This window comes from Nocardia fodinahabitans, from assembly GCF_052983615.1.
In genome coordinates this window covers 5,553,017-5,574,776 of sequence record NZ_JBRJJC010000001.1, presented here as the reverse complement: position 1 = coordinate 5,574,776, position 21,760 = coordinate 5,553,017, and the positions used below count along the sequence as shown (strand labels likewise).

Below are 21,760 nucleotides of genomic sequence, written 5' to 3'. Positions count from 1 at the left end.
GACCATGCACTTCAACGTTGACCCTGCGCAGTGGAACCAGCTGTTGGTCCAAGCAGAGGCTGGTCAACTCGCGCTCGACCCCGAGATCGGCAAGGATCTGGACCGCGTCTGCGACGACCATCTGGACCGGCTGGAAGAAGTATTCGAGCAAGTAGCGATCGTCGGCGCGATCTCCGGCTTCGGAGACTTCAATTCCGGTAAGGCGTTGGAACGGAAGTTCTCTCTCACTGCCTCCGGAGGTGACCGCGCGCTCGATGAAGTACTCAAGCAACACATCGCGGCCGTGCAGACCGCGAAAGAGGTTGTCGCCAAGGCGATCGCCAACTTCATCGCCCAGGACGGCACCCTCGCCACCGAAATCTCCGCGACAGGAGAACCGACGTGACCTACGACGAATACAAGAGCAGAGTCATCGCCGCGCAGGAGCAGTGGAACCAGGAGCGCACCGGCATCTACAACCGGCAGCAGCAGGGCAACTACTCCACGATCTTCGGCGGCGATACCCAACCCCCGCACATCACCACGCCCGACAGCTACGACAGCATGTCGCTCGCGCAGATGCAGGCGGCGGTGGCGGCGATGAAGCCGAAGCTCGTCGACGACGCGGTGACGGCGTGGGCGAACATCGGGATGAACCTGATGGGCACGTTCTACAAGTTCAATCAGGAGTTCGCCCGCACGGTCACCGGCGCGAACGGTCACAGCGGATGGACGGGTGCCGCGGCGTCGGCGGCCGTCACCGCGGTGAACAACTATGCGGAACAGTCGATCCCGTTGTCCCAGGCGGCGACGGCGATCAGCCTGAAGCTGTCCGAGATGCGGACCGGGATCGAGGAGACCCAGGCGCTCATGCCGGGTTTGACCTCGCGGGAGTCCGTCACCGGCAAGACCTTGCCCGGTGACGGGGTGATGAAGGTCGACGAGCACAACCAAAAGGAAGCCGAGGACGAGGGCCGCCGGATCCTGCGCACGGTCTACGGCCCGGTGGCGGTCCAGACCGACAACGGCGTCCCCTTCCTGCCGTCGGCACCGACGATCACCAGCGGGACCGGTGACACCGGCGTGACGGGCGGCAACGGCGGCTCGAATACCGGTGGGGCACAGGGCCAGAACACGGCCGGTGGTTCGACCACCGACGGCGGCTCACCGGAGACGCCGGACGACGGCACGTCCACCGAGGACACCGGCACCTCGTCGTCGACCACACCGTCGTCCACCGACACCGGGTCGACGACACCGCAGAGCACCACCCCCCAGTCCACCTCGCCGAGCTCGACCACCCCGAGTCCGACCACGCCCGGCACGACGACCGCCCCTGGTACGGCAACCCCGGGCACGACCACACCGGGAACGGGTCGCCCCACCGGCACCGGGCGAGGTTCGGGCGGTGCACCGGGCGGCGGGTCCCCCTCGACACCGGCACCGGGCCGCAGCGCGCCCGGCAGCCAGTCCCCCGCCGCCGCGGCCGCCGCGGCGAGTCGAGCGGGTGCGGCGACCGGCGCCCGCGGTGCGGCGGGCATGGGCGGGATGGGGGCACCGGGCGCGGGGCGCGGCGGGTCCGACGACGAACGGACCAAGGGCATCCCCGACTACCTGATCACCCAGGAGAACGGCGAACTACTCATCGGCACGGACGGACTCCGGACCGTGCCCCCGGTGATCGGCGGAGACAGCGACAGTGCAGCGGGCTGAATTCACCGGCATCGAGTTCGAGATCCTGTGGTCGGGGTACGGCCGTGACCGGCTCCCCTACCCATTGCAGTACCGCACCGACATCGCGGACTTCGACGAGCTGAAGCGGCATCGGGAGGCGGCGGTCGGGAATCTGCTCGGCAAGTACGATCCCGCGGTCGAACAGGCCCTGGCCGTCCTGCTCGAGCCGGACGCCCGGGTCGAGTCCAAAGGCTATGTCGGACAGGATGACTCGAACGTCCTGCGGTTCCACGGCGCGATCCGCGGCCGGGCGGGCGCGACCCTGACGCAGGCACGTGGCCCCGCCGAGGACATCGGCGGCGACGTCGTGATGACCTACTGCACCGCCGATCAGGTCGCCGCCCTCGCGGTCGCGGCGCTGCCCCGCGCGAAACCGGGCACCAAGCCCCCGGTGGAAGTGCGCCGCGAACAACTCGCCGCCGAGGAGGAACACTTCGAGTACCGCGCGGGCCAGCTCAGTTCCGCCGACCAGCTCAATCGCATCTTCCGCCGCGAGCGCCGTGCCTTCGGCGAGATCTCCGCCTTCTCCGGGCCCGCCGTCGACGCCCGCCCCAGCCCCGGCCGCACCTTCTGGTGGATGGACTACGACGACGGCCGCTACTACGTCAAGACCGGCGACCCCATCATCGCCGAACCCCTCCCCACCGACCGCATGATCGCCGGCATCCGTCGCATGCTCGCCCGGGCCCAGCGCTACCACCAGGAATTCGGCGAACCCGACGAGCGCCTCGCCTGAGCGCTCCTCACCACCCGCCGTCGAACAGTGCCTGTAGCGCGGGCACCGGTTCCAGGACCGTCGTCGTATTCGCCACCGCGACAACGGCGAACACCACGGCCAGCCCCATCGCGAGCAGCCCGAGCCCCGCGAGGACCGCCTGCTCCCCCGACGACTTTCCCGCACGTCGCTTCCACAGCACCACGGTCGCGACCGCAAAGCCCACCGCCACCACGGACGCGATCACCACCATCGCCACGTGATAGCGCGTGAAGTCACCGATCATCACCTCGAGCGCGGGCGACGAACCCGACGCGGCCAACTGCCGACCGACGTCCGCCACCGTTCCCGCCAGTTCCGGCCCCACCGCTTCGTCGAACAGCATCGGCAACACCGATGCGTAAGGCGCCACCGCGCCTTGCACGTTCGCCATCACCGCCAACAACGCGAGCAGCGCGAACAGCGTGACACCCGCGCCGACCGTCCCGAGCGCCACCCGACGCCACCATCCCGAATCTCCTTCCCTCCCAACGACTTTCCACAACGCCGAGGCCAGCACTGCCAGCACCACCAGGAGCACAACCGCGATCAACGCCTTGACCATGTGGTACCGAAACCAATAGTCCACAACATCATTCAGCGCTGGAGAGAACTCCCCCTCCCCGGAACTCCAGTACCCGACGAACGCCACCCGCAACGCACCACGCAGCTCCCCCTCGTCCCCGATCCCGTCGGATCCCCACCCCGCCACCAGCCCCGGCACCGAGACGAACGCGACCCCGAGCAGCACACCCGCCACCGCGAGCAGCCCCATCCCACGTCCAGACATCCGCGTCTCGCGCGGTGCCACCGCCAGACCGTCCACGTTGATTCCTCCGATCAGAAACGGCCATCGCGACACCAACCGTCGCTCACACCGATGCTATCGAGGCGAACGAGACCCTTCTGGGGCGAAGCCGCAGCGCGCTAGAATTCTGGGGTCGTTCGGGTCGACTCCAGACCGGAGAACATTGTGACCGAGGCCGACTACGTCGTTGTGGGCGCGGGGAGCGCGGGCTGCGCGGTCGCGCGCAGGCTCGCCGACAGCGGTGCGTCCGTGGCGCTGCTCGAAGCGGGTGGCGCGGACAACACGGGCTGGGCCCAGATGCTGTTCCGGATTCCGGGCGCGATCAACGTCATCCATTCGACGCCGCAGCTGAAGAGACTGTTCGACTGGGGCGACAAGTCGACACCGCAGCGCCATGCGCTCGACCGCCGGATTCCCATGACGCACGGCCGGATACTCGGCGGATCGAGCTCGGTCAACGGGATGCTCTTCGTCCGGGGTAACCGGAAGAACTTCGACGACTGGGCCGCCGAGGGCTGTCAGGGGTGGGCCTACGAGGACGTCCTGCCGTACTTCAAGCGGATGGAGGACTGGGAGGGCGGCGCGAGCGATCTGCGCGGGTCCGGCGGTCCGATCAAGGTCACGCGCCAGCACACGATCACCGACGCGGCGCGCGCGTTCATGGACGCCACCGTGACCCGCCTGGGTGTGCCGGAGCTCGACGACTACAACGGTGCGAGCCAGGAAGGCGTCGCGGTCTTTCAGCAGAGCGCCTCGAACGGTCTGCGGTACTCCGCGTCCAAGGGCTACCTGCACCAAGATCCGTTGCCCAATCTCACCGTGCTCACGGACGCGACCGTGACGAAGGTCGTCATCGAAGGCTCCCGTGCGACGGGCGTGGAGGTCCTGGTCGACGGCGGCACGCAGGTGATCGGAGCGTCGCGCGAGGTCGTCGTGTCGGCGGGCACATTCGGGTCGCCCCGGATTCTGCAATTGTCCGGAATCGGGCCGGCCGCGCACCTGAAAGAGCACGGCATCGCCGTCATCGCGGATCTGCCGGTGGGCGACAACCTGCACGACCACCTCTTCGTCCCTCTCTCCTTCAAGATGAACTCGGCATTGCGCAAGCCGACGGCTCCGTACTTCATGCGTGGACTGGCGGCGGAACGGTTTCGCCCGGGATCGTCCTGGGCGGCCGGTTCCTCCTTCGAATCCGTCGCATTCGTGCGCACCTCGCATGCGCGCGAGATCCCCGACCTGCAACTGCTCAGCCTCTACTGGGTGTATCCGTCGCCGAATCAGGACTCCGACCAGCGCGTCGTTCCGGCCACGAAGAAGCCGGGCCAAAGCGTCTTCCCGGCGCTCATCTATCCGGAGAGCCGGGGCACCGTCCGATTGGCCTCAGCGGATCCGACGGCCGCACCACTCATCGATCCGGGATATCTCACAGCCCCCAGGGACACCGAGGTGCTGCTCGAGGGCATCGCCATGGTCCGCGAGATCATGGCGGGAACCGGCGACAACGAGGGCGAAATCGTCCCCGGCGCACCCTTCACCGACGAAGCAGCGATGCGCGAAGAACTACCCAACCGCATCCACACCGTCTACCACCCCGTCGGCTCGGTCCGCATGGGTGCCGACGAACGCGCCGTCGTGGACCCGCAACTCCGAGTACGCGGAATCGACGGCCTCCGAGTCGCCGACGCGTCGATCATGCCGAGCGTGACCGGTGGCAACACCAACGCGCCCACCATCATGATCGGCGAAAAATGCGCAGACCTGATCCTCAACGGCTGAGTCCAGCGCTCGCACCTCGCCAGTCGATGGCGATCACCTCGACCAGGCAATGCCGCCCGATTCGGGTGCCGCGGGCCGGGGCCGAGGTCGGTCGCACGTCACTCGGTGTCAGACGGGGATGTCGCGCCAGGGGCGGAGGGGGATGGTGGTTCGGAAGGCTTCGATGGCGGCGGAGACCTCGAAAGGGGTGGCGGCGTGGGCGATGTGGTCGGTGTAGCGGACCTGGTTGGCGACGGTGTCCAGGTCGAAGCCCCAGGCCATCGACATCAGGGGGTTGATGAAGAGGGCGGCGTTCTTGGTGCGGGTGCGGTCCAGGGAGTGGTGGTTGCCGAATTCGCCGCGGGCGGCATCGGCAATGGAGGCGCTGACGATGCTCTCGCGGCCGGGGGTATGGCGCTGGACCCAGGCGACGGCGTCGAGCCAGGCGTCGACGGCGGGTGTGCCGGGGGTGAGGGCGAAGACGCCGTGATAGGCGCCGAGTTTGGCGAGTGCGGCGACGTTTTCGAGGAAATGGGCGTGGCAGACGCCGTGGTAGGTGTCGTTGCCGAAGCCGACGCAGACGGCGAGTTTGACGGGGACGTCGAGGGCGGCGGCGGCGAGCAGGCTCGTGACGTCTTCCACCGGGGTGCCGAGGCCGGCTTCGTCGCCGGTCATCAGAAGGTCGGTGCCGCCGTCGACAAGGACGACGCTGTCCAGGCGTAGTTCGCGGGCCAGCCATTCGTAGGCGGCGCGCACCGCGGCCGGTCCGCCTTTGCGGATCAGGTAGACGGTGTCGGAGTAGCCGTGGTCGGCCAGCCAGGTGGCGACGTGCTTCTCGGGGAAGTAGTGCAGCTGGCCTTCGGTGTCGGCGTGGACTTCGAATACCCCGGGAGCGACGGGTTTCGCCGTGGTGCGGGTGGCGGCGGTGAAGGTGAGGTTCGCCAGGAAGACGGTCTTGCCGCGTTCCTGGAGGGCGAAGGCGATCGGCAGGCCGCTGAGGAAGTCGAAGCCGCCGCCCGCGCCCGCGATCAGGACTCGCTCGGAGTCACCCAGCGGGAACAGCACCGAGGAATCGAGCAGGGAGGCTGAGCGGTGAGTCATCGTATGGGCCGATCGGTATCGATCGGGACGTACCCGACTTCGCGCATGTCTCCCCCTCGGACGCCGATCATTGTCACCGTAGCGAAGCGGGTCCGGGCGTGCCACGGCTGGAATGACCTGCGCGACGGTAGATCCGAACGACTGGGCGGGCACGTGGCGATGCTCCGCACGAAAGTTGTTCGTGCGGAGCATCTTCGGAGGGACGTCAGGCGGGAACGGCGGTCGATGCCGGGGTGACCTCCGGAGTGGTCGAGGGGCGAGCGCGCAGTGCGCCGAGGCCGAGCAGGGCCAGACCGGCCGCCGACCAGGCGAGCAGGACGGCGAGGGGCGCCAGTGCGCCCGCGCCGTCGAAGTAGGCGACCGAGCGGAGCAGTGATGCGGCCGCGCCGGGTGGGCACAGCTGGCCGATGGTGCCCCAGGGCTGCGGGAGGAGTTCGGGGGCGGAGGTGGCGGCGGAGAACGGGTTGCCGATGAGGAGCATGGTCAGGGCGCCGAGGCCGATGCCGGGGCGGCCGATCGCGGCGGCGAGGCCGACGATGGTGGTGGCGACGGCGAAGGCGGCCAGGCCTGCGATCGCGGCGAGTTCCAGGTAGGAGCCGGGGACGATCGAGAGCCAGCTGTGGAAGACCAGGGTGCTGAGCAGGCCACCGGCGACGGCGAAGGTGAGCAGGCCGACGAGGCGGCCCGCGAAACCGGGGATCAGCAGGGTGAGCAGGACACCCGCGGCGATCCCGGACATGACCAGGGGCAGGACCATCGAGCCGAAGCCGGCACCGCGCGGGTCGTCGGGATCGGTGGCGACGACATCCTGAACCGGCGCGGCGGGGGCGCCGCTGAGCTGCTGGGCCAGGGCGGTGAGCTGCTGGGCGACCGCGGGTGAGGCGGCCGAGGCGACCAGGACCTGCGGCGCGCCCTCGCCGGTGACGATGGCGCCGTAGATCTCGTTGTCGGTGAGCGCGGCGCGAGCGGCACCGCCGTCGGCCAGGGTGGTGATCTCGAAGGCGTCGGGACTGCGCTGCTGCAGTTGCTGGGTGACCTGCGTGGCCTGCGGGCCGGTGACGGCGATGGGCAGGTCGCGCGGAGCGAGGTTGACGGCGGGCCAGGCGAAGGCGATCAGGAGCAGAGCCTGCAGCGCGGTGGCCGCGAGACCGAGCGCGACTGCTCGTCGGGTGATCGTCATGGCGGTTCTCCCCTTAAAGCGAATGTTCGTTCTTTTTGGTGGTTCAACGGTGGCATCGGCCACCCTCGCTTGTCAAGAACGGATATTCGTTTTATTTTGAGTCATGCCCCGAGTCAGCGAAGAACACCTCGAACGTCGCAGGCAGCAGATCCTCGACGCCGCGCAGCTCTGCTTCGCCAGGAAGGGCTTCCACGAGACCTCGATGCAGGACGTGTTCGCCGAGGCCGGGTTGTCGGCGGGAGCCGTCTACCGGTACTTCACCAGCAAGAACGAGATCATCGCCGCTCTGGTGATGCAGACCATGGTGCCGTTGCGGGAGCGGCTGGCCGAGGTCATCCGCGCCGAGACGCCGCCGGTGCCCGCGGAGGTCGTCCGGCTGCTGACCACCGAGGTGATCAAGCGCAGCGGTCCGGACGGGCCGTTGCGCCTGGCGCCGCAGGCCTGGGCGCTGGCGATCGTGCAGCCGGAAGCGGGCGTGCCGGTGCGTGAGGGCATCGCCGCCATGCGGGATCTGTGGCTCGAATACATCCTGCGGATGCGCGAGCTCGGCTGGATTCCGGCCGACGCCGATATCGACGCCCTGGCCAAGACGATCATCGGGCTGCTGCCCGGGTTCATCCTGCAGCATCTGCTGCTCGGCGATGTCGACCCGGACGAGATAGCCAGAGGCGTGGCGGTGCTACTGCCCGTCGCCCCGGCCGGGGACCGTTAGAAAGCTCACTGTTACCGATGCCGGGGAACGGGTAGGTTCGGGTGCGGCACAGGTGGGGTCGTGGGGCCACCGAACCGCCGACAATCGATCAGACCAGGGAGTTTCCTGTGGCGTTGCACCGACGAACCCTTCGATCACGCGGCATCGCCGCCCTCGCGACCGCGACCGTGGCGGCCGTGCTGCCCGTGGCCGTGGCAGGCACCGCGCAGGCACGCATGATCGGCGGATTCGAGGTGGGCGGCGCGATCGAGATCGAATACGACCAGGCCGGCGGCGGCGCGCTCGGTGACCCCACCTCCCCCGAATCCGACGCCGCGGCCGGCGGCAAGTACCAGACCTTCGCCAACAACGCGGCGATCTACTGGCACCCCGACACCAACGCCAACACCGTCGCCGGGCAGATCCGCGACAAGTTCGCCGAGCTGGGCAACGAGTCGGGCAAGCTCGGCTACCCGGTCACCCGCGAAGAGTCCACGCCCGGGGGCGCAGGCCGCTACAACCACTTTCAGAAGGGCTCGATCTACTGGTCCGTCGGCACCGGCGCACACCAGATCAGCGGCCCGATCCGGGACAAGTGGGCCGCGCTCGGCTGGGAGTCGAGCCCGCTGGGCTTCCCGCTCAGCGACGTCTCCAAGGCGGGCAAGGGCGACGGCCAGTTCTCGATGTTCCCGACCGGCGCCATCTACTGGTCCTCGTCGACCGGCGCGCACGCGGTGTGGGGCAGCATCCAGGCCGACTGGATCCGCGCGGGCTCCGAGGGCGGCCGCTACGGCTACCCGACCAGCGACGAATACGACTACCAGGGCGGCAAGGCCCAGGATTTCCAGGGCGGCAAGATCACCTGGAAGCCCTCGAACTGACGCCTACGGCGCGAGCAGGCCCTGCCTGGCCCTGCTCGCGCCGGTCAGCGTGAGCAGGAGCATGGTGGTGAGGGCCTGATCGTCGAGGCCCTCGGCCGGGAACGTGTAGCGCAGGATGACATCGCCCAGTTTGCCGCGCCCGATCAGGGTGACCGAGCCGAACTGGATCTCGTTGTTGCGCTCGGCGACGCGCTTGTGCAGCTGCGGCTTCAGCGGCCGATCCCAGGCCAGCACGCTGGTCAGCGACAGCACGGTGAGCCCGGGCGCCAGGGTGACGGCGCGGATCGAGCACAGCGCGCCGTCGTATTCGAAACCGAGCGAGCCGTCGGCGTCGACGCGGATATCGATGTCCTGCATCTGCAGGCAGGCGCCGGTGCGCGCCTGCAGGTCCAGTTCGGGTGTGACCACCGCGTCCATCTCGGCTCCGTCGCTCATTTGGTGCCGCCGAAGCGACGATCGCGCTTGGCGTATTCCAAGCACGCGTCCCACAGGTTACGCCGGTCGAAATCGGGGAAAAGCGTGTCCTGGTAGACGAATTCGGCGTACGCGGCCTGCCAGATGAGGAAGTTCGAGCTGCGGAACTCGCCGGACGGTCGCAGGAACAGGTCGACGTCGGGCATATCGGGTTCGTCGAGGTACCGGGCGACGGTCGCCTCGTCGACCTTCTCCGGATCGATCTCCCCCGCCGCCACCCGGCGCGCGATTTCGCGTGCGGCGTCGGCGATCTCGGCGCGGCCGCCGTAGTTGACGCACATGGTCAGCGTCATCACGTCGTTGTCCTCGGTGAGTTTCTCGGCGATCTCGAGCTCCTTGATCACGCTGCGCCACAGCCGCGGTCGGCGACCGGCCCAGCGCACGCGCACGCCCATCTCGTGCATCTCGTCGCGGCGGCGGCGGATCACGTCACGGTTGAAGCCCATCAGGAAGCGCACCTCGTCGGGGCTGCGCCGCCAGTTCTCGGTGGAGAAGGCGTAGGCCGACAGCCACTTGACGCCGATCTCGATACAGCCTTCGACGGAGTCCATCAGCACGGCCTCGCCGCGTTCGTGACCGGCGGTGCGCGGCAGGCCACGCTCCTGCGCCCAGCGGCCGTTGCCGTCCATCACCAGCGCGACATGGTTGGGGACCAGCTCCGGCGGGATCGCGGGCGGACGCGCACCGGAGGGATGCGCAGACGGCGGGCGCACGGTGCGGGCGGGCTTGCTCGCGGTGGAGGAGTCACGACGCAGGATCACGGCATCCATCCTGCCTGATCGTCGAGTACGGCCCGCACGGGCTCCGCGGATGGCACGGATCGAGGGCTGTCGGCGGGAGCGTTCGATCAGCTGACGTTTCCCGCGACCGGGCGGTACTCGCCCGCATCCCGGCTTCGCTCGATCAGCGGCAGCGTGCGCAGCTGCCGTTCCAGATGCCACTGCAGGTGGGCGGCGACGAGTCCGCTGGCCTGACGGCGGATGTTGTCGGGAACACCGGCGATGGAGTCCCACTCCCCCTTCAGCAGGGCGACGAGCAGGTCGAGGACGCCCGCGGCCGGGGTGCTCGCGCCCGGCGGCCTGCAGTGCACGCAGACCGCGCCGCCCACCGCGACGTGGAACGCGCGATGCGGGCCCGGCGTCGCACAGCGGGCGCATTCGTCGAGCGCGGGTGCCCAGCCCGCGAAACCCATGGCGCGCAACAGATAGGCATCGAGGATGAGTTCGTGCGGTCGCTGCTTGGCGGCGATGGCGCGCAGGGCGCTCGCGGTGAGCGCGTGCAGTTTCGGCGCGGGCGCGCGTTCCTCGCCCGCGAGACGTTCGGCGGTCTCGAGGATCGCGCAGGCGGTGGTGTAGCGGCCGTAGTCGTCGATGATGTCGGCGGCGAACGCCTCGACCGTGGTCACCTGGGTGACGATGTCGAGCGTGCGGCCCGGATGCAGCTGCACGTCGATGTAGGCGAACGGCTCCAGCCGCGCCCCGAACTTCGACTTGGTGCGCCGCACCCCCTTGGCGACCGCGCGCACCAGACCGTGTTGCCTGGTCAGCAGCGTGACGATGCGATCGGCCTCGCCCAGCTTGTGCTGACGGACCACCACCGCCTCATCTCGATACAACCGCACGGCCTCAGTCTTCCACGTCGACCCGACACCGCCACCACGGACACGGCGGGCCGGTCAGTCCCGCCGGAGCAGACCGGCGATGAGCAACAGCAGGGACTGCTGGGTCTCGGCGCGGGCGCGCTCGGGGTCGGTCGCGTGGGCGACGATGAGCGAGGCTTCGGTGATGGCGCTGAGCAGCAGTTGCGCGAGCACCGGGACCGGGACGGCCGGGACCAGACCGGAGTCGACGGCGCGTTGCAGTTCGCCGGTGATCAGGCCGAGGCCGTGCCGGGCTTCGAATTCGCGGAAGGCGGGCCAGCCGAGCACGGTGGGGGCGTCCATCAGGACGATGCGCAGCATTTCCGGGCGGCCACAGAGATCGAGGAAGCAGGCCAGGCCCGCGGTCATGCCCGCGAGGACATCGTCGGGGTCGACGGCGGCGACCGCGCCCGCGATCTCCGCGGTGGCTTCGGTCTCGACCTGTTCGAGCACGGCGAGGAACAGCCCGCGCTTGTCGCCGTAGTGGTGGTGCAGGGCACCGCGGGTGACGCCGGCGGCGGCGACCAGCTGTTCGGCCGACGTCGCGGCGAAGCCGCGCTCGGCGAACAGGCTGCGACCTGCCCGCTCGAGCGCGGCTCGGGTGGTGCGGGAGCGATCCTCCTGACTACGGCGCTGCATGCAGCCGAGTGAACTCCACGATCAGTTCGGCGAGCAACTCCGGCCGGTCCTCGGGCAGGAAGGTGTAGGAGTCCTCGACGGTGCGCAGGCTCGCCTTCGGCAGGGCGGTGACGAGCCGCTGCGCCAGCGTCATCGGGAACAGCCGATCCTCGGTGGACCACACCACGAGCACCGGGAAGTCGACCTCGGCGAAGCGCTCGGCGGCCGCCAGGGTGACCCGGTTGTCCACACCCGCGGCGAAGCGGCGCAGGTCGGCGCGGATCGCGGCGCTGCGCCGGGCCGGACCCAGGTAGGACTCCGCGATCTCTTGCGGCAGATGATGTTTGGTCACCCAGCCGAAGGCCAGCGGCAGCCGCTGCATGGGCTTCCACCGGATCGGCGCCAGCAGCGGGGCGATGGCGCCGGGCAGTTTCGCCACCTTCAGCAGACTCGCGAACGGCCGCGGCGGGAAGACCTCGAAGCAGTCGACGGCGGCCAGCACGACCCGGCCGATCCGTTCCGGCCTGCGGGTCATCAGGATCTGGGTGAGCGCGCCGCCGGTGTCGTTCGCGACGACGGTGACGTCGGTCAGGTCGAGCGCGTCGAGGAACTCGGCGATGAGGTCCGCGATGCCGGTGGGCGTGAGGTCGGCGTCGGGCAGCGGGATCGAGTGCGATCCGAGCGGCCAGTCGGGAGTGAGACAGCGATGTCCGGCGGCGACCAGGCCGGGGACCACCCCGCGCCAGAGGTCCGCGTTGACGAGCAGGCCGTGCACGAAGACGACCGGCGATCCGGTGCCGGTGTCGTGATAGCGGAGGCGGCCGGACGACAGGGCGATCTCGTGCGCCGGGCCGAGTGCTGAGCTGATTCCCATGGGGTCCTCCCCTGGTCGAATGCTGGGCCCATCCACTGTTACATACATACGGTATGTATGTCTACAGCCGGATACTCACCCTAGGGGATGTGGACGGGTGACCAGTTATCGCGCTACGGTCGAGCACACGCACTGCAGAGACGGAGCTCACATGTCCGCGCCCGACCGCCTCGCGCCGAAGCCCTCAGCCGACCTCGGCCTTTCCGAAATGTCCGCCGCGATCGCCGACGGCAGCGTCTCCTCCGTCGCGGCCGTGACCGAGGCGCTCGACCGGATCGAGGCCTCGCAGCCGACGCTCAACGCCTTCCGCGTCGTCCGCCGCGAGGCCGCGCTGCGGGAAGCCGCCGACGCCGACGCGCGCCTGGCCGCCGGCGCGCGGCTGCCGCTGCTCGGCGTGCCGATCGCGGTCAAGGACGACACCGACATCGCCGGGGAGATCACCGCCTTCGGCTGCGGCGGCGAGTTCACGTCGAAGTCCGAGGACGCCGAATCGGTGCGCAGGCTGCGCGCCGCCGGTGCGGTGATCGTGGGCAAGGCCAATACCTGTGAGCTGGGCCAGCTCCCGTTCACCAGCGGCGACGCCTTCGGCCACACCCGCAATCCGTGGGATCGCGCGCGCACCCCCGGCGGTTCCTCGGGCGGTTCCGCCGCAGCGGTGGCTGCCGGATTGGTGCCCGCCGCACTGGGTTCCGACGGTGCGGGCTCGGTGCGCATCCCGGCGTCGTGGAACAACCTGGTCGGGATCAAACCGCAGCGCGGCCGCATCTCCACCTGGCCGCACGCCGAGGCGTTCTACGGGCTCACCGTCAACGGACCGCTGGCGCGCACCGTCCGCGATGCCGCGCTGCTGCTCGATGTCGCCGCCGGGCCGCACCACGGTGACCTGCACACCCCGGCGCCGATCGACGCGAGCGCCGCCGTCGGGCGCGATCCCGGCAAGCTCAGGATCGCGCTCTCCCTGCGGATTCCGTTCACCGCGACCAAGACCGCGCTGGACCCGCAGATCGCGGCCGCCGTCCACGCGCTGGCGCGGACGCTGCGCGGTCTCGGGCACACGGTCACCGTGGCCGACCTGCACTACGGGCTGATGATCGGCGCGTCGTTCCTGCCGCGCTCGATGGCGGGGATCACGCGCGTGCGCCGGGCGATGCCGGAGGCGATCGTCGACCCGCGCACCACGGCCAACGCCCGGGTGGGCGGGGTGCTCGGCGGTCCCGTGCTCGCGGCCGCCCGCCGCGCGGAACCGTTGCTGCACAAGCGGATCGGCGCGTTCTTCGATGACTACGACCTGGTCCTCGCCCCGACCACCGCCACCCCGCCCCCGCACGCCGAGGAGATCGACGGCATCGGCGTCGGCGCGACCAACAGTCTGATCACCGCCGCCTGTCCCTACACCTGGCCGTGGAACGTCCTCGGCTGGCCGAGCGTGAACGTCCCCGCCGGCTTCACCGATGCCGGGCTGCCGATCGGCGCACAGCTGATGGGCACCGCCGATACCGAGCCGACCCTGATCTCGCTGGCCGCGCAGCTGGAACAAGAATTGCGCTGGGAGCGGGCGCGACCCACGCCGTGGTGGTGAATCACAGCGATGTACTGCATCGCGATCCACAGCGCGCCGTCGACGAGGCCGCGATCGTGCACAGCCACCACGTTCGGGTGATCGATCCGGGCCGCCAGTTCGGCCTCCCGGATGAACATGGCCCGGAATTCCGTTGCACCGCTGTGGGCTTCGCTCAGAACCTTGATCGCGCCCAGGCGCGAATGACGCGCAGCCTAGCGCCCGTGCAGCACTCGGCGGGCATAGCGCACGGCGGGCCGGCCGGTGGCGTCGTCGCCACGGTCACAGTGCTGCCGGGCCCCTTCCGGCAGCGTTCCGAATCGGTCGCCGCTGAAGCCGGTCCCCACCCGGAGGTCATGTTCGAGCGACTGTAACAGCACGAATCCGGTGGCGCGGTCCGGTAATTCCGGCATTACCGCACTACCGCGCTGGTTCGGCCCAGCCCTCGAGATCGCTCTTCGTCCCCGCCGGGCAGCCGTGCTGACCGGTCTGGCGCGGGAACATCATCAGGCAGCGTTGCGGGCCGGGGCCACCGACCGCGGTGGTGACCAGCACCGCGATCGACGAGCCGTCGGCGACCCGGCGCGTCGAGAAGCCCAGGGTGCCGGTGACGCCGCGATAGTCGCTCTCGCGCAGCTGCACCGCGATCGCGGTGCGGTTCGGCGGCAGGTCGGCGAGCACACCGCGGCTGGCGCGCACGGCCTGCAGGAACAGCCCGCTGACGTCGAACGCGAGACCGGTGCGGTCGCCCGCCCAGGTCGGGCGGTAGTCGGCCAGTTCCGGGTAGCCGCGCAGGTCCTCGATCAGTCCGGCCAGTTCGACGCACAGCTGCTCGTGTTCGAACGGCACCGGCTGATCGCCGAGTTTGCCCACGCCACCGACACAGTCGGCGCCGCCGAGCATCACCGGCGCGGCCTTGGCCACATAACGCACCGTCAGGTTGGCGGGCAGCGCGGCGGTGGCCCTGGGGTCGGTGATCAGCCGGGTGACCGCGTCGTTGCCGAGGATCGCCGGGCCCGCGCCGCTGAGACAACCGCGACTGACCGCTTTGGCGAAGGTGGGGAAATCGTCGTTGCGGCCCGCGAAGAACAGCAGGGTGCGCCGGTCGGCGCCCTCGGTCTCGCACGGTGCGGGGAACCGGTAGAGCTGCTGCTGTTCGCGCCAGCTCAGACTCTGCTGGGCGACACCGCGTGTGGTGAGCTCGGCCTTCAGATCGGCGACCAGGGTGGTCACGTACAGGTCATCGGCCGCTTCCGGATGATAGATCGCCACCTTGTCGTAGCGGGCGGTGCCGTTGGTGTCGCGCGCGCCCTGGACGTAATCGGCGATCAGCCTGGCCTGCACGGTATTGCTCGGCGCCGCTTGGAAATACAGGGGCGAGGCCTGGTCGAGGCCGTCGGCGGACAGAGTCGTCGCGACCGCGGGCACGCCCAGCTCACCGAGCCGGGCGATCGCCGTGCGGGTCTCGTCGGTACTGCGATCGATGCCGACCACGCCGAGCACACTGGGATCGTCGGCCACCAGGCCGCGCAGCGAATGCTCTACCACCCAGCTCGCCTGGCGCATGTCCGAGCCGCCGTTGGCGATGACGATGCGCAGCAGCGGTTCCGATTCGTCGGAGGCCAGCAGGGCGCGGCGCTGCTGCACCGCGAGCCCGGCCAGCTCCTCGACCTGGGCGTGCGGGTAGCGCACATTGGTGTCGGCGTAGCTGAGACCGGCGAAGTACACCAGCGAGACCAGCGGCCGGTTGGGATTGCTCTCGCGGGCTTGGACCGCCGCTTCGTTGAGCCGGAACACCTCGCGCTGCATCGCCGTCAGCTCGGGGTCGTCGGCGAAGAGCTGCGCGGTGTTGTCGCTGTAGCCGACGCACTCACCGTCGCGCAGGCTCACCGAGACGCCCCCGGTCCACGGCCACTGCGAGCACGGCGCGCCACGCAGCGGCGGGAAGTAGACCAGCGCGGCGGCGACGGCCAGCGCGATCGGGATGAGCACGCACAGGCCGACGAACCAGCTGCGCGCCGCCATCGGCGGTGCCGGCGGCAGCGCGAGACCGCGGAAGCGGGGGTCACTGATCCGTGGCGGGGTGTCGGCGGGCAGCAGCGCGCGCAGCGGCAGGAACCAGGCGTCGGCCTGGCGGTGGGTGCGCCGGTTGTCGATCTCGCGCACCCAGCTCTGCAGCGGGTCCGGCGGTTGCGGCGACGGCTGGTCGGCCAGGCTCTCCAGCGTGCGCAGCGTGCGCAGCTCACCGATGTCGCCGAGCTCGCCGACCTCGCGGTTCGGGCCCTCGTCGCGGAAGGCGACGAGCACCAGCGGGTCGAAATGGCCGGTCTCGTTCCTGATCTCGTTGATCCAGGTGAGGATCCGGGCACCGTCGCTGCCCTCGGCCAGGCCACCGAGCAGCGCCACCGGATAGGCGGTGCGCCGCCAGCTCGACGGCCGCCAGATCCGGCGCCGGTACGCGTCGCGCAGATCCTCCAGGAACGCGTGGATCAGCAGCTTGGCGACCTGCTCCTCGTTCTCGTCGACCCGGTGCGAGGCGGTCAGACGGGAGGCGAAACCCAGGAAGCTGCCGGACAATTCGGGCGCGAGGTAGCGCTGACGCAGGAACCACCTGGTCACCTTCGACATGCCCGGAATGCGCCCGGACACCCACAGCCACAAGCGCAGCACCGGCCACAGCGCGAGCACGCCGAAGACCACGCGCGAGATGGTGTCGCCCGCGACGCCTTCCGCGGTGTCGGAGCGGCTCGTCGGCGATCCGCTGCGCAGTAGTTTCGGCAGCCGGCGGCGCAATTCGTCGGGCGCCTCGGACTCGTCGCTGGTGACCCGCTGGCGCGTCAGCCAATCGGCCGTGCGGTAGCGCGGGAACTTGATCGCGCCCATCGCGGTGTCGTCGGCCGCGAAGCCGGCGACGAGCTGCTGGATGATCGGCAGACAATGTCCGGCGATCTCCTGATCGTCCTGTGAGCTGACCGCGGTGAGGTCGGGAGTGAGCGCGGTGCGCGGCAGATCCGGCGCGTGCAGGTCGATCTTGGCGCGCGGCGTCGCCCGGCGGCCGCCCGATTCGCCGAGCCAGCTGTAGAGGTCGGCGACCAGTGCGGAATGCCCTTGCACCCCGACCAATTCGACGATCGGCCGGGGCAGCGTGCGGCGCCCGCGCAGCAAGGTACGCAGCACCCGCGGTTTGGTGTCGGGGATCTCCAGCGCCCGCAGCAACTCCAGCAGCTTGCCGACATCATTGGCATCGGGCACTTCGACGGCCTCCCCGGGCGATCAGCGAGCACACCGAACACTGTCGGCGTATTCGCCGAACGATACCCCGTACCGCCGACGCTCAAACGATCAAAAGCCCAGCTTCCCCAGCTGTTTCGGGTCGCGCTGCCAGTCCTTGGCCACCTTCACGTGCAGGTTCAGGTAGATCCGGGTGCCCAGGATGTGCTCGATCTGCTTGCGGGCGTTGGTACCCACCTCCTTGAGGCGGGCACCGTTCTTACCGATGACGATCGCCTTCTGGCTCGGCCGTTCGACATACAGCAGGGCGTGCACCTCGAGCATGTCCTCGTTGGCCTCGTACGGCTGGATCTCCTCGATCACCACGGCCAGCGAGTGCGGCAGTTCGTCGCGCACGCCCTCGAGCGCAGCCTCGCGGATCAGCTCGGCCATCAGGGTTTCCTCGGGCTCGTCGGTGATCTCCCCGTCGGGGTAGAACGCCGGGCCCTCGGGCATCTTCGAGGCGATGACGTCGACGAGCACCTCGACCTGTTCGCCCTTGACCGCCGACACCGGAACGACCTCGGCCTCGGGACCGAGCAGCTTCGAGACCGCCATCAACTGGTGGGCGACCTGGTCGCGGCTCACCTTGTCGATCTTGGTGACCACGCCGAGCACGGTGGTCTTGGGCGCCATCATCTTGATCTGCTCGACGATCCAGCGGTCACCGGGGCCGATCTTCTCGTCGGCCGGGATGCACAGGGCGATCACGTCGACCTCGGAGTAGGTGTCGCGCACGAGGTCGTTGAGGCGCTGACCGAGCAGGGTCCGCGGCCGATGCAGACCGGGGGTATCGACCAGGATCAGCTGGGCGTGCTCGCGATGCACGATGCCGCGGATGGTGTGCCGGGTGGTCTGCGGGCGCGAGGAGGTGATCGCGATCTTGGTGCCGACCAGGGCGTTGGTCAGCGTCGACTTGCCGGTGTTCGGGCGGCCGACGAAACAGACGAAGCCGGAGCGGAATTCCTGCTCAGCCACCGTGCACCTCGCTCAGCACGGCGCCGGAGCGGTCGGCGCGGATCACCGCGGCCGACGGCGAGACCTCGCGCACCGCGGCGATGCCCGCGTCCTCGGTGTCACCGCCGACGACGACGGCCGCCTCGAAACCCTCGGCACCGCTGGAGATCGCGGCGGCCACCGCGGCCTGCAGCGCGGTCAGGCGCAGCGCGGTCAGCGCGACCTCGCCCGCGGCGTAGGTGCGGCCGTCGGTGTCGCGGATGGCGGCGCCACTCGCGCCGCCGGTGCGGCCCAGCGCGCCCCGCGCCAGGACCAGCAGTTTGGTGTCTTCGGCGTCCAGTTCACTCATCGGTATCTCCGTTGTCGTCGGGCACGGTGACCTCCGCGGGCGCGGTGCCGTTGGTGGTCTGCTCGGTGCCGTTGGTCTTGCCCTTGCGGGACTTCTCGGCCTTCTTGTCCTTCTCGGCATCGCGGCGCACCAGCACGGTGTTCACCCGCATCCGCCCGCGCGCGTCGGCGCCGCCCTCGCCGCGCAGGACCAGGCCGTAGACGGTCACCTTCGACCCGGGCAGCGGGACGCGGCCCAGCTCGTGGGCGAGCAGTCCGCCGACCGTGTCGACGTCCTCGTCCTCGATGTCGAGGCCGTACAGCTCGCCGAGGTCCTCCACCGACAGCCGGGCCGACACCCGGTAGCGGCCGTCGCCCAGGTCTTCCACCGGCGGGGTCTCGTCGGTGTCGTACTCGTCGGCGATCTCGCCGACGATCTCCTCGAGCACGTCCTCGATGGTCACCAGGCCCGCGATGCCGCCGTACTCGTCGACCAGCAACGCCATGTGGTTGCGGCGGCGCTGCATCTCGTCGAGCAGATCGTCGAGCGGCTTGGAGTCGGGGATGAACACCGCGGGGCGCATGACCTCGCGCACGGTCACCTTGCGACTGCGATCGGCGTACGGGACAAGGTCTTTCAGGTACACCACGCCGAGCACGTCGTCGACGTTCTCGCCGACCACCGGGATCCGGGAGTGCCCGGACCGCACCGCCAGCGACATCGCCTGGGCCGCGGTCTTGTCGGCCTCGATCCACACCATCTCGGTGCGCGGCACCATCACCGCGCGGGCGACGGTGTCACCGAGCTCGAACACCGACTGGATCATCCGGCGTTCGTCGTCGGCGACCACGCCGCGCTCGCGGGCCATGTCGACCACTTCCCGCAGCTCGATCTCGGAGGCGAAGGGGCCGTTGCGAAATCCCTTACCCGGGGTGATCGCGTTGCCGAGCAGGATCAGCAGCCTGCTCACCGGCCCCAGCAGCGCGCCGATGATCTGCAGCGGCACCGCGGCGCCGAGCGCGATCGAATAGGCGTGCTGGCGGCCGAGCGTACGCGGACCGACGCCGATCACGACATAGGAGACGACCACCATGACCGCGGCGGCCACGAGCAGTGCCGTGCCCGCACTCCACAGCTCCAGGGTCGCGGCGGCGAGCAGGACGGTGGCGGTGATCTCGCACAGAATGCGCAGCAGCACCATGAGATTGACGTACCGCGGGCGGTCGTCGACGATCTTGCGCAGTCGTGCGGCGCCGGGCCGTTCCTCGCGGACCATGTCGTCGAGCCGGGCCCGCGACACCGTGTTCAACGCCGAGTCGACCCCGGCGAATACCCCGCCGAGCCCGATCAGCAGGATCGCCAGCAGGATCTGGGTCAGTGAGGTCACGCCGGGCCCAGTGTGTCACCCGGTGCGGTGAAACCTGCCTTGCCGAGGAGTTGGGCGTCACGCTCTGCCAGTTCGGCGCGGCGCTGTTCCTCGCGCAGGCTCACGTACCACTCCTCGAGCAGCTGGGCCTGCAGCGCGAACATCTCCTTCTCCTCCTCGGGCTCGGCGTGGTCGTAGCCGAGGAGGTGGAGGACGCCGTGCACGGTGAGCAGTGCCAGCTCGTGGTCGAGGGAGTGGCCGACCTTCTGCGCCTGACCCATCGCGAACTCGGGACACAGCACGATGTCGCCGAGCATCGACGGGCCGGGCTCGGGGCTGTCGGGGCGGCCGCCCGGCTCCAGCTCGTCCATCGGGAACGACATCACGTCGGTCGGGCCCGGCAGGTCCATCCAGCGCACGTGCAGGTCGGCCATGGTGTCGAGATCGACGAGCACCATCGACAGCTCGGCGGCGGGATGCACGTCCATCCGGCCGATGACGAAACGTGCGACGCTGACCAGGTCTTCTTCGGGGACGTCCATGCCCGATTCGTTGGCGATCTCGATGCTCACCTGTTCAGGGTACGGTGCCGACCCGACGCCGCCGGGAGCGGCATCGGGCCAGCGTGGCGTGAGTTACCCCCGGTTCGCACGCCCGGCGGCACGGCGCTGCGCCCGGTTGCCCGGGTAGTGCGGGCCGGGGACCGCGCGGGTGTCGGACTCGAACCGGTCGTAGGCGTCGACGATGTCGGAGACCAGCCGGTGCCGCACCACATCGGCGCTGGTGAGCTCCGAGAAGTGGATGTCGTCGATGTCGACGAGGATCTCCGCCGCCGCCCGCAGCCCCGAGCGCTGCCCGTTGGGCAGGTCGACCTGCGAGATGTCACCGGTGACCACCATCTTCGAACCGAAGCCGAGGCGGGTCAGGAACATCTTCATCTGCTCGGCCGTGGTGTTCTGCGCCTCGTCGAGGATGATGAACGAGTCGTTGAGGCTGCGGCCACGCATGTACGCCAGCGGCGCGACCTCGATGACGCCGGAGGCGAGCAGCTTGGGGATCGCTTCCGGGTCCATCATGTCGTGCAGCGCGTCGTAGAGCGGCCGCAGATACGGGTCGATCTTGTCGTTGAGCGTGCCGGGCAGGAAGCCCAGCCGCTCGCCGGCTTCGACCGCGGGCCTGGTCAGGATGATGCGGGTGACCTGCTTGGACTGCAGAGCCTGCACCGCCTTGGCCATCGCCAGGTAGGTCTTGCCGGTACCGGCGGGACCGATGCCGAACACGATGGTGTTGGCGTCGATCGCGTCGACGTAGCGCTTCTGGTTCAGTGTCTTGGGCCGGATGGTCTTGCCGCGCCGCGACAGGATGTCCAGGCTCAGCACCTCGGCGGGCGATTCGGACACGCCTTCGGTGAGCATCGAGACGGTGTGCCGGACCGCTTCGGGAGTGATCACCCGATTCCGGCCGGTCAGCGCCACGAGCTGCTCGATGACGCGCTCGGCCAGCGCCACATCGCCGGCCTTACCGGTGATGGTGACGGTGTTACCGCGCACATGGATGTCGGCCGGGAGCAGTTTCTCCAGCTGACGAAGATTCTGGTCGGCCGAGCCGAGGAAGGGGAAAACAGACTCCGGGGCGAGTTCGATGCTGGAACGCACTGTTCGCGCCGCGGGACCCGCGTTGTTTCCGCCTGCGCCGATGCCTGATACGGGGTTGGTGGGGTCGCCGATCTCGCCTGAGTTCTTCAAAAGTGGCTATGGCCTGCTTCCGGTCTCGACTGTGTGTTCGATGAGCTC

The 21,760-nt window shown here is 69.5% G+C and carries 22 protein-coding genes; 8 read left to right on the top strand and 14 right to left on the bottom strand.

Annotated features, from left to right (window positions below):
* The first annotated feature begins 4 nt into the window (after positions 1-4).
* Genes NV348_RS26205 through NV348_RS26195 form a run of 3 tightly spaced genes read left to right on the top strand, consistent with a single transcriptional unit; the run spans position 5 to position 2,449 of the window.
* Positions 5-385 carry a hypothetical protein gene (locus NV348_RS26205; protein WP_447149221.1) on the top strand — a complete coding sequence of 127 codons (381 nt, stop codon included), beginning with the start codon at positions 5-7 and terminating at the stop codon, positions 383-385.
* Positions 382-1,692, top strand: coding sequence for a hypothetical protein (locus NV348_RS26200; protein WP_447149220.1), 1,311 nt, complete (start codon positions 382-384; stop codon positions 1,690-1,692). Before NV348_RS26205 ends, NV348_RS26200 begins: the two co-directional genes overlap by 4 nt.
* Positions 1,679-2,449 (top strand): ESX secretion-associated protein EspG, encoded by a 771-nt coding sequence (locus tag NV348_RS26195; RefSeq protein ID WP_447149219.1) that lies wholly within the window; start codon positions 1,679-1,681, stop codon positions 2,447-2,449. Before NV348_RS26200 ends, NV348_RS26195 begins: the two co-directional genes overlap by 14 nt.
* Positions 2,450-2,456: 7 nt before the next feature.
* On the opposite strand, the gene NV348_RS26190 is transcribed toward NV348_RS26195, so the two are convergent.
* Positions 2,457-3,293 (bottom strand): hypothetical protein, encoded by an 837-nt coding sequence (locus tag NV348_RS26190; RefSeq protein ID WP_447149218.1) that lies wholly within the window; start codon positions 3,291-3,293, stop codon positions 2,457-2,459.
* A 147-nt stretch (positions 3,294-3,440) separates the two neighbouring features.
* Between NV348_RS26190 and NV348_RS26185 the strand changes: the two genes are divergently transcribed.
* Complete coding sequence (locus NV348_RS26185) at positions 3,441-5,051, top strand: GMC family oxidoreductase (RefSeq protein WP_447149217.1); 1,611 nt, start codon at positions 3,441-3,443, stop codon at positions 5,049-5,051.
* 108 nt (positions 5,052-5,159) lie between these two features.
* Here the strand turns inward: NV348_RS26185 and NV348_RS26180 are convergent, their stop codons facing one another.
* A complete protein-coding gene (locus NV348_RS26180; RefSeq protein WP_447149216.1) occupies positions 5,160-6,131 on the bottom strand; it encodes a DUF1152 domain-containing protein in 972 nt (323 codons plus the stop codon).
* Positions 6,132-6,336: 205 nt separating this feature from the next.
* The gene (locus NV348_RS26175) at positions 6,337-7,311 is read right to left on the bottom strand and encodes a hypothetical protein (protein WP_447149215.1); all 975 of its coding nucleotides are present in this window, start codon (positions 7,309-7,311) and stop codon (positions 6,337-6,339) included.
* A gap of 103 nt (positions 7,312-7,414) precedes the next feature.
* Between NV348_RS26175 and NV348_RS26170 the strand changes: the two genes are divergently transcribed.
* Entirely contained in the window at positions 7,415-8,023 is a 609-nt protein-coding gene (locus NV348_RS26170; protein WP_447149214.1) for a TetR/AcrR family transcriptional regulator, read from the top strand.
* A 107-nt stretch (positions 8,024-8,130) separates the two neighbouring features.
* A complete protein-coding gene (locus NV348_RS26165) occupies positions 8,131-8,883 on the top strand; it encodes an LGFP repeat-containing protein (RefSeq protein ID WP_447149213.1) in 753 nt (250 codons plus the stop codon).
* Between the two features lie 3 nt (positions 8,884-8,886).
* Here NV348_RS26165 and NV348_RS26160 read toward each other — a convergent pair whose 3' ends face one another.
* The 5 genes from NV348_RS26160 to NV348_RS26140 all read right to left on the bottom strand — a co-directional run bounded on the left by NV348_RS26160 (position 8,887) and on the right by NV348_RS26140 (position 12,488).
* Positions 8,887-9,240 (bottom strand): YbjN domain-containing protein, encoded by a 354-nt coding sequence (locus NV348_RS26160; RefSeq protein WP_355279261.1) that lies wholly within the window; start codon positions 9,238-9,240, stop codon positions 8,887-8,889.
* Between the two features lie 74 nt (positions 9,241-9,314).
* Positions 9,315-10,127 (bottom strand): isoprenyl transferase, encoded by an 813-nt coding sequence (locus NV348_RS26155; protein WP_447149212.1) that lies wholly within the window; start codon positions 10,125-10,127, stop codon positions 9,315-9,317.
* Between the two features lie 77 nt (positions 10,128-10,204).
* Positions 10,205-10,978, bottom strand: coding sequence for a DNA repair protein RecO (gene recO, locus NV348_RS26150; RefSeq protein ID WP_447149211.1), 774 nt, complete (start codon positions 10,976-10,978; stop codon positions 10,205-10,207).
* Positions 10,979-11,032: 54 nt separating this feature from the next.
* Complete coding sequence (locus NV348_RS26145; protein ID WP_447149210.1) at positions 11,033-11,635, bottom strand: TetR/AcrR family transcriptional regulator; 603 nt, start codon at positions 11,633-11,635, stop codon at positions 11,033-11,035.
* Positions 11,622-12,488 carry an alpha/beta fold hydrolase gene (locus tag NV348_RS26140; RefSeq protein ID WP_447149209.1) on the bottom strand — a complete coding sequence of 289 codons (867 nt, stop codon included), beginning with the start codon at positions 12,486-12,488 and terminating at the stop codon, positions 11,622-11,624. The genes NV348_RS26145 and NV348_RS26140 overlap by 14 nt, the downstream gene beginning before the upstream one ends.
* A 151-nt stretch (positions 12,489-12,639) precedes the next feature.
* Between NV348_RS26140 and NV348_RS26135 the strand changes: the two genes are divergently transcribed.
* Both NV348_RS26135 and NV348_RS26130 read left to right on the top strand, forming a co-directional pair.
* Positions 12,640-14,067: an amidase gene (locus tag NV348_RS26135; RefSeq protein ID WP_447149208.1), complete on the top strand. Its 1,428-nt coding sequence runs from the start codon at positions 12,640-12,642 to the stop codon at positions 14,065-14,067.
* Positions 14,064-14,420, top strand: coding sequence for a hypothetical protein (locus tag NV348_RS26130; RefSeq protein WP_447149207.1), 357 nt, complete (start codon positions 14,064-14,066; stop codon positions 14,418-14,420). The genes NV348_RS26135 and NV348_RS26130 overlap by 4 nt, the downstream gene beginning before the upstream one ends.
* A gap of 46 nt (positions 14,421-14,466) precedes the next feature.
* Here NV348_RS26130 and NV348_RS26125 read toward each other — a convergent pair whose 3' ends face one another.
* From NV348_RS26125 to NV348_RS26100, 6 genes are all read right to left on the bottom strand, one after another.
* Positions 14,467-17,298, bottom strand: a complete 2,832-nt coding sequence (locus NV348_RS26125) for an ABC transporter substrate-binding protein (protein ID WP_447149206.1) — start codon at positions 17,296-17,298, stop codon at positions 14,467-14,469.
* A 90-nt stretch (positions 17,299-17,388) separates the two neighbouring features.
* Complete coding sequence (gene era, locus NV348_RS26120) at positions 17,389-18,294, bottom strand: GTPase Era (protein WP_447149205.1); 906 nt, start codon at positions 18,292-18,294, stop codon at positions 17,389-17,391.
* A complete protein-coding gene (locus NV348_RS26115; protein ID WP_447149204.1) occupies positions 18,287-18,622 on the bottom strand; it encodes a cytidine deaminase-like protein in 336 nt (111 codons plus the stop codon). Before NV348_RS26115 ends, era begins: the two co-directional genes overlap by 8 nt.
* A complete protein-coding gene (locus NV348_RS26110; RefSeq protein ID WP_447149203.1) occupies positions 18,615-19,988 on the bottom strand; it encodes a hemolysin family protein in 1,374 nt (457 codons plus the stop codon). The genes NV348_RS26115 and NV348_RS26110 overlap by 8 nt, the downstream gene beginning before the upstream one ends.
* Positions 19,985-20,539, bottom strand: a complete 555-nt coding sequence (ybeY, locus tag NV348_RS26105; protein ID WP_447149202.1) for an rRNA maturation RNase YbeY — start codon at positions 20,537-20,539, stop codon at positions 19,985-19,987. The genes NV348_RS26110 and ybeY overlap by 4 nt, the downstream gene beginning before the upstream one ends.
* Positions 20,540-20,602: 63 nt before the next feature.
* Positions 20,603-21,664, bottom strand: a complete 1,062-nt coding sequence (locus NV348_RS26100; RefSeq protein WP_218717394.1) for a PhoH family protein — start codon at positions 21,662-21,664, stop codon at positions 20,603-20,605.
* Positions 21,665-21,760 lie beyond the last annotated feature (96 nt).